Annotated in this window: 12 protein-coding genes; all 12 read left to right on the forward strand. The window is 56.4% G+C overall.

What is annotated here, in order from left to right; translation table 11 throughout:
- The first annotated feature begins 11 nt into the window (after positions 1-11).
- Complete coding sequence (locus tag ACH2EH_RS04665) at positions 12-77, forward strand: hypothetical protein (protein WP_395139425.1); 66 nt, start codon at positions 12-14, stop codon at positions 75-77.
- Positions 78-126: 49 nt separating this feature from the next.
- Positions 127-708, forward strand: a complete 582-nt coding sequence (gene rplF, locus ACH2EH_RS04670; RefSeq protein WP_394792796.1) for a 50S ribosomal protein L6 — start codon at positions 127-129, stop codon at positions 706-708.
- Positions 709-760: 52 nt separating this feature from the next.
- Entirely contained in the window at positions 761-1,120 is a 360-nt protein-coding gene (rplR, locus tag ACH2EH_RS04675) for a 50S ribosomal protein L18 (protein ID WP_394792797.1), read from the forward strand.
- Between the two features lie 3 nt (positions 1,121-1,123).
- The gene (gene rpsE, locus ACH2EH_RS04680) at positions 1,124-1,672 is read left to right on the forward strand and encodes a 30S ribosomal protein S5 (RefSeq protein ID WP_309697293.1); all 549 of its coding nucleotides are present in this window, start codon (positions 1,124-1,126) and stop codon (positions 1,670-1,672) included.
- Complete coding sequence (gene rpmD / locus ACH2EH_RS04685; RefSeq protein ID WP_309697294.1) at positions 1,662-1,853, forward strand: 50S ribosomal protein L30; 192 nt, start codon at positions 1,662-1,664, stop codon at positions 1,851-1,853. The genes rpsE and rpmD overlap by 11 nt, the downstream gene beginning before the upstream one ends.
- The gene (gene rplO / locus ACH2EH_RS04690) at positions 1,850-2,320 is read left to right on the forward strand and encodes a 50S ribosomal protein L15 (RefSeq protein ID WP_395139418.1); all 471 of its coding nucleotides are present in this window, start codon (positions 1,850-1,852) and stop codon (positions 2,318-2,320) included. Before rpmD ends, rplO begins: the two co-directional genes overlap by 4 nt.
- 72 nt (positions 2,321-2,392) lie before the next feature.
- Complete coding sequence (gene secY / locus ACH2EH_RS04695) at positions 2,393-3,727, forward strand: preprotein translocase subunit SecY (protein ID WP_395139420.1); 1,335 nt, start codon at positions 2,393-2,395, stop codon at positions 3,725-3,727.
- Between the two features lie 3 nt (positions 3,728-3,730).
- Positions 3,731-4,378, forward strand: a complete 648-nt coding sequence (locus tag ACH2EH_RS04700) for an adenylate kinase family protein (RefSeq protein WP_395139423.1) — start codon at positions 3,731-3,733, stop codon at positions 4,376-4,378.
- Positions 4,379-4,630: 252 nt separating this feature from the next.
- Positions 4,631-4,831 (forward strand): translation initiation factor IF-1, encoded by a 201-nt coding sequence (gene infA, locus ACH2EH_RS04705; protein WP_309695437.1) that lies wholly within the window; start codon positions 4,631-4,633, stop codon positions 4,829-4,831.
- A gap of 15 nt (positions 4,832-4,846) precedes the next feature.
- A complete protein-coding gene (rpmJ, locus tag ACH2EH_RS04710; protein WP_309695434.1) occupies positions 4,847-4,960 on the forward strand; it encodes a 50S ribosomal protein L36 in 114 nt (37 codons plus the stop codon).
- A gap of 30 nt (positions 4,961-4,990) precedes the next feature.
- The gene (gene rpsM / locus ACH2EH_RS04715) at positions 4,991-5,365 is read left to right on the forward strand and encodes a 30S ribosomal protein S13 (protein ID WP_309695432.1); all 375 of its coding nucleotides are present in this window, start codon (positions 4,991-4,993) and stop codon (positions 5,363-5,365) included.
- Positions 5,366-5,368: 3 nt separating this feature from the next.
- On the forward strand, positions 5,369-5,773 hold the full coding sequence (rpsK, locus tag ACH2EH_RS04720) for a 30S ribosomal protein S11 (protein WP_309695429.1): 405 nt from the start codon (positions 5,369-5,371) through the stop codon (positions 5,771-5,773).
- The last annotated feature ends 198 nt before the right edge of the window (positions 5,774-5,971 follow it).

A 5,971-nucleotide genomic window follows, 5' to 3' on the forward strand; every position in this document is an offset into this window, starting at 1 on the left:
CCTCGCGTGGCATCCTCACCGGTAAGCAAGCTAAGAAGCTGGGTGTAGGCGGCGAAGTCTTAGCCTTCATCTACTAAACCAGGTGATCGTGACTCTGGCTTCTCGCCGGAGGGAGTAACCAAAAAAATGTCCCGAATTGGAAAACAACCCATTGCGCTGCCTGCGGGTGTCGTGGTGAAGGCGGAGGCCGATGGCCTCGTGACTGTCACCGGCCCTAAGGGTACGCTCACGCGCCGCGTTACGCCGCGCATGGAAATTAAAGTCGAAGGTGCGACGCTGACGGTAGTGCGCCCCACCGACTCTGACGACGACCGTTCTCAGCACGGGCTCGTCCGCACCCTCGTTAGTAATATGGTAGTGGGCGTCTCCGCAGGCTACCAGAAAGTCCTCAACGTGACGGGTGTTGGCTACCGTGCTACCATCGAGGGCGGTAATCTGGTACTAAATGTCGGCTACTCGCACTCGGTAACCGTGAACCCACGTCCTGGGATCACGTTTTCGGCTGTGGTGGATCCTGCGACTCGTATGCCGGTCATCACCGTGGCAGGTATTGACAAAGAGATTGTCGGTCAGCAGTCCGCCGAAGTGCGTAAAGTTCGCAAGCCTGAGCCTTACAAGGGTAAGGGAATCCGTTACAGCAACGAGATCGTCCGCCGCAAGGCAGGTAAGTCCGGTAAGGCCGGTAAGGGCGGCAAGGGCAAGAAGTAAGACTACCCGGTAGGGGAATGGGCGAACCTGTTTCCTGCGGAAAGGCAAAGCAATGAATTTGAATCGAAATGCGACGCGCCTCAAGCGCCACACACGCATTCGAAAGCGGATGCAAGGGGACGCGGAGCGCCCCCGGTTGAGCGTTTATCGCTCTTTGAATAATATCTACGCGCAAGTTATCAACGATGAGGAAGGCAACACTTTGGCTGCTGCTTCTTCGCTGGACAAAGACCTGCGTGTTGCCAGCAACGGTGGCAATCTTGAAGGTGCGCAGACGGTTGGGAAGCTAATCGCGGAGCGCGCCATAGCAGCGGGTGTTACCAAGGTCGTCTTCGACCGGGGTGGCTATCTGTATCATGGACGCATTAAGGCACTGGCCGATGCGGCCCGAGAAGGCGGACTGGAGTTCTAAGGTATGGCAAGAATCAATCCTGATGCGCTCCCTAACCTGGAGGGGCGCGTCGTTCGGACGAACAAAGTCCAGAAGACGAATAAGGGTGGCCGCACGATGTCCTGGTCCATCCTCGTAGTGATGGGCGATGGCAACGGTCATGTGGGGGCTGGCATTGGTAAGGCCCGTGCAATTCCGGATGCAGTGCGCAAGGGTGAGGAAGATGCCAAGAAGAACCTGATCAAGGTTCCTATTGTCAATGGCACCATTCCTCACGAAGTACTCGCCATGCACGGGGCATCGGAAGTGATGCTGAAGCCTGCCGCTCCTGGTACGGGGGTTGTAGCGGGGGGCGCGGTGCGTATCCTGCTTGAATCCGCGGGAGTGCATGATGTGTTGGCAAAGTCTATTGGCTCCAACAACCCCGTTAACAATGCCTGGGCAACCATGAAGGCATTCGCAATGCTCAAGACGTTGGATGAGTATGCTGCACTGCGTGGCAAGACTGCCGACGAAGTGCGCCGTGGATCTGCGCAAAACGCAGTAAAGGAGGAGAGCGGAGATGGCGCTTAAAGTCACTCTGGTCAAGAGTCCTATTGGATTTGAGAAGTCGCAGGGAGCGACCGCACGTGCACTGGGCCTGAATCGGCTTGGCAAGACGGTTGAAGTTCCCGACAACGCTTCGGTCCAGGGAATGGTCTTCAAGATCAAGCATCTGGTTACCGTCGAGCAAGCTCAGGAGGTAGCCTCATGAATCTTTCCGATCTTTCACCCGCTCCGGGCTCAACCCATCGCCGTAAGCGAATCGGACGGGGTGTGGGCTCCGGCCACGGTAAGACTAGTACTCACGGTCACAAGGGCGACAAGGCCCGTGGCACCGTGCGTCCTGGTTTTGAAGGAGGTCAGACACCTCTTCACCGCCGCTTGCCTAAGCAGCGTGGTATTGGTACTGGTCTGACGGCACGTGGTTTCAACAACGGCCAATTCAAGACGCACTACAATATCGTCAACCTAGGTGATCTTGATGCCCGTTTTGAAGAGGGCACTACCGTGGATCCTGAAACCGTGAAAGCTGCTGGGCTCGTGCGTAGCAATGGCCTGCCGCTCAAGGTTTTGGCAACGGGGACGCTTTCTAAGAAGCTCACGATCAAGGCACACAAGTTCAGTGGGAACGCCCAGGCTTCAATCGAAGCTGCCGGCGGCACCTCTGAAGTTATCTAACCGGGCGTAATTGCCCAATCCAATGGCGAGGCCGGGAACTTTTCCTGGCCTCGTTTTGATACAATAGACATCATGCTTGAAAAACTCGCAGCGGCTTGGGCGGTTCCGGATATCCAGAAGCGTCTGATCTTCGTCCTCAAAGCCTTTTTCGTCTACGTGATTGCATCACACATCCCGATGGCCGGGATTAATCATGATGCCGTAGACAAGCTTGTCCAGAGCGGACTGCTCAACGCCTACGATGTGTTCTCAGGCGGTGCCCTGCGTCGCGTCTCGATCATTGGGCTCTCTCTGATGCCCTATATCAATGCCTCGATTGTGATGCAGCTTCTGACAGTGGCGATCCCACAGCTTCAGGCACTCTCCAAAGAGGGCGAGTCCGGGCGGCGGCAGATCAGCAAGATCACGCGCTATGCCAGTATCGGGCTGGGCCTCGTGCAAGCGGCTGGTCTCTACAATATGTTCGCCAGTGGGGGGGCCATCCAAAAAGGCTTCTTCCAGATGGCTATGATGATGGTAGTCATGACAAGCGGCACGATGTTTTTGCTCTGGATGGGTGAGATGCTCACGGAGAGAGGCATCGGCAATGGCACGAGCCTGATCATCTTTGTGGGGATTATGATCTCCCTCCCTAACCAGATTGTGAAGACATTCACGTTGGTGAATGAGCATGCCATCTCGATCTTCGGTGTGCTGGGAATGGCGCTTCTCTTTTTGGCTTCCGTGGTCGGTGTGATCTACATGACGCAGGGGACGCGCCGTATTCCGGTACTGAACATGCGCAAGGTGACGGCCGGTGGGCGGATGACCTCCAGTGGGCAGTCCTACCTGCCGCTCAAGGTCAACACGGCAGGTGTCATTCCGATTATCTTCGCCATGTCCATTCAGCTTTTCCCCCAGACATTCCAGCAGTTCTGGCCGCGTGAGAGTGGGCCGTTCGGGCAGTTTCTCTGGGATCTGACGAGCTGGCTCAATCCGGGAGGGAGTGTCTGGGCGTCACTCGTGTTCGCTGCCTTGGTGATGTTCTTCACTTATTTTTATACTGCCGTTCAGTACGACACTAATGACATTGCGGATAACCTTAAGAAGTATGGCTCGCTGATTCCTGGTGTGAAGCCGGGGAAGCCGACCGGTGAGTACCTCGATACGGTGCTCACCCGTATCACGCTGGCTGGCGCGCTCTTTCTGGCGACAATCTCACTGGTGCAGTACTGGGCTCCCACGTGGACGGGGACCAATGTGCGGGGGCTCTCCATGATCGGGGGGACATCGCTGCTAATCGTTGTCGGGGTTGCCCTGGAGACGATGACGGCTATTGAGGCGCAGATGGCGATGCGCAACTACGAAGGCTTCATTAAGACGCGTCCTAGTGATAGCGACAATATGATGCGGGGGCGGATGAAGTAGCCTGTGCGGCTCATTCTGCTCGGTCCGCCGGGTGTAGGTAAGGGAACTCAGGGGGCACGTCTAAGCCAAGCGCTTAGCGTGCCCTCCGTTTCGACAGGGGCTCTGCTCCGTGCGCTGATCGCTACGGGGAATGAGACGCCGCGTGTGCTAGAGGCGCGGCAGATTCTCAGTGGAGCATTTGTCTCAGACACTTTTGCAAACCAGCTTGCCTTTGAGGCAATCCGGACACAGAGGGGCTTTGTGCTGGATGGCTACCCGCGCAGTGTGAGCCAGGCAGAAGCACTTGATGCTTTTCTTTTGGAACGTGGGACTGCACTGGACGCGGTCTTTTTACTCCGAATCAGTGATCTCGCGCTGGCTGCTCGGGTAGCGGGGCGGCGGGTCTGCTCAGAGTGTGGGGCTACCTATCACCTCGCCATTGCTCCATCTTGCCAGGAGGGGCGCTGTGACCTCTGTGGTGCAGGCCTTACACTGCGACCTGAAGAGGATCAGCCTGGGAAGCGTTTGCTACGTCGCCAGCTCTACGAGGCGCAGACGGTGCCTCTTTGTGCCTTTTATCAAGAGCGGGGTTTACTGCGAGAAATTGATGCGGAGGGGCTTCCGGAAGTTGTTTATAATAAGATTTGCGAAAGCCTCTTCGGTTTGATATAATCACCGATTGTGTGCCACTGCCCAGGTTGGGTTAGGGGACATAAACAAGCGGGGGTTCACGAGAAAAGAAAGAACGCTATGGCAGGAAGAAGTGGTGGCTATCGACCCGGCGGAAGGCCAGGCGGTGGAAGACCCGGTAGTGGTCGGCCCGGCGGGGGCGCACGGTCGGGGGGTGGTCGCTCTGGTGGCCCTGGTGGCCCTGGTGGAGGAGGCGCAACGCCCCCATCAGACGAACCAGAGAAGGAGCAGGGCATCGAAGTGCAGGGGACAATTGTTGAGAACCTGCCCAATACGATGTTCAAGGTCAAGCTAGAGAGTGGGCACGAAGTGCTTGCGCATATTTCTGGTAAGATTCGGATGCACTACATTAAGATTCTGCCCGGTGATCGAGTTCTTGTGGAGCTCTCGCCTTATGACCTTACACGAGGTCGGATTCTCTATCGCTACCGATAGGGAGGCAAAGAAAATATGAAAGTTCGAGCATCGGTTAAGCCCATCTGCATTAATTGCAAGGTAATCAAGCGAGAAGGCGTTGTACGCGTCATCTGCAAGAATCCTAAGCACAAGCAGCGCCAGGGCTAATGATTTGAGTTTTTTGAGGAGTAGAAGTCCGTGGCACGTATTGCTGGTGTAGACCTGCCCCGCGACAAAAGCGTGGAGTACGCTCTGCCTGATATCTTCGGCGTCGGCTTGGCCGGCGGTCGGACGATTTTAGAGCAGGCGAACATTGATCCACGTAAAAAAGTTGCGGAATTGACGGAGACGGAAGTCTCCACCCTGCGCGATATTATTGAAAAAGAATGGCGCGTTGAGGGAGACCTGCGGCGACAGATTGCGATGAATATTCGTCGTCTGCAGGAGATTCAGTGCTATCGCGGTCTGCGACATCGCCGAGGGCTTCCCGTTCGCGGGCAGCGCACGTCGACCAATGCCCGTACCCGCAAGGGGCCGAAGCGCACAGTGGGCGCTAAGAAGAAGAAGAAATAGCGTATGGCACGAAAAGTAACGAGCGCTCAGGCAGCGCGCAACAAGCCCAAAGTTCGCAAGAACATTGCGCTCGGCGTTGCGCATATCCAGAGCACTTTCAACAACACAATTATTACGCTCACCGACACCAAAGGGGAAGCGATCTCTTGGTCGTCGGCGGGACAGGTTGGGTTCAAGGGAACTAAGAAGGGCACTCCCTTCGCCGCGCAGCTGGCAGCCGAGAGCGCCGCACGCAAGGCGATGGAGCACGGTCTTAAGCGAGTGGATGTTTATGTCAAGGGGCCAGGTTCTGGTCGTGAGACGGCGATCCGTGCGCTAGGGCAGGTGGGCCTGGAAGTCAGCTTGATCAAGGACGTCACCCCGTTGCCACACAACGGCTGTCGCGCCCCCAAACGTCGTCGCGTCTGATCCGGGTTCTGCAGTGCAGAGCCTACTTGTAAACCCATGCCGAAAAGTGAGACGCATGGGGACGAAGAGGAAGAATGTCAAAATCGTCACCTAACTCCGTCAGTGGGGATACCCGCTGTCGAAAGTGCCGTCGTGCCGGAGAGAAACTCTATCTCAAGGGAGCACGGTGCTACTCTAAAAAGTGCGCCATTGAGCGCC

This window comes from Armatimonas sp., from assembly GCF_043760365.1.
In the GTDB taxonomy this organism is placed as follows: domain Bacteria; phylum Armatimonadota; class Armatimonadia; order Armatimonadales; family Armatimonadaceae; genus Armatimonas.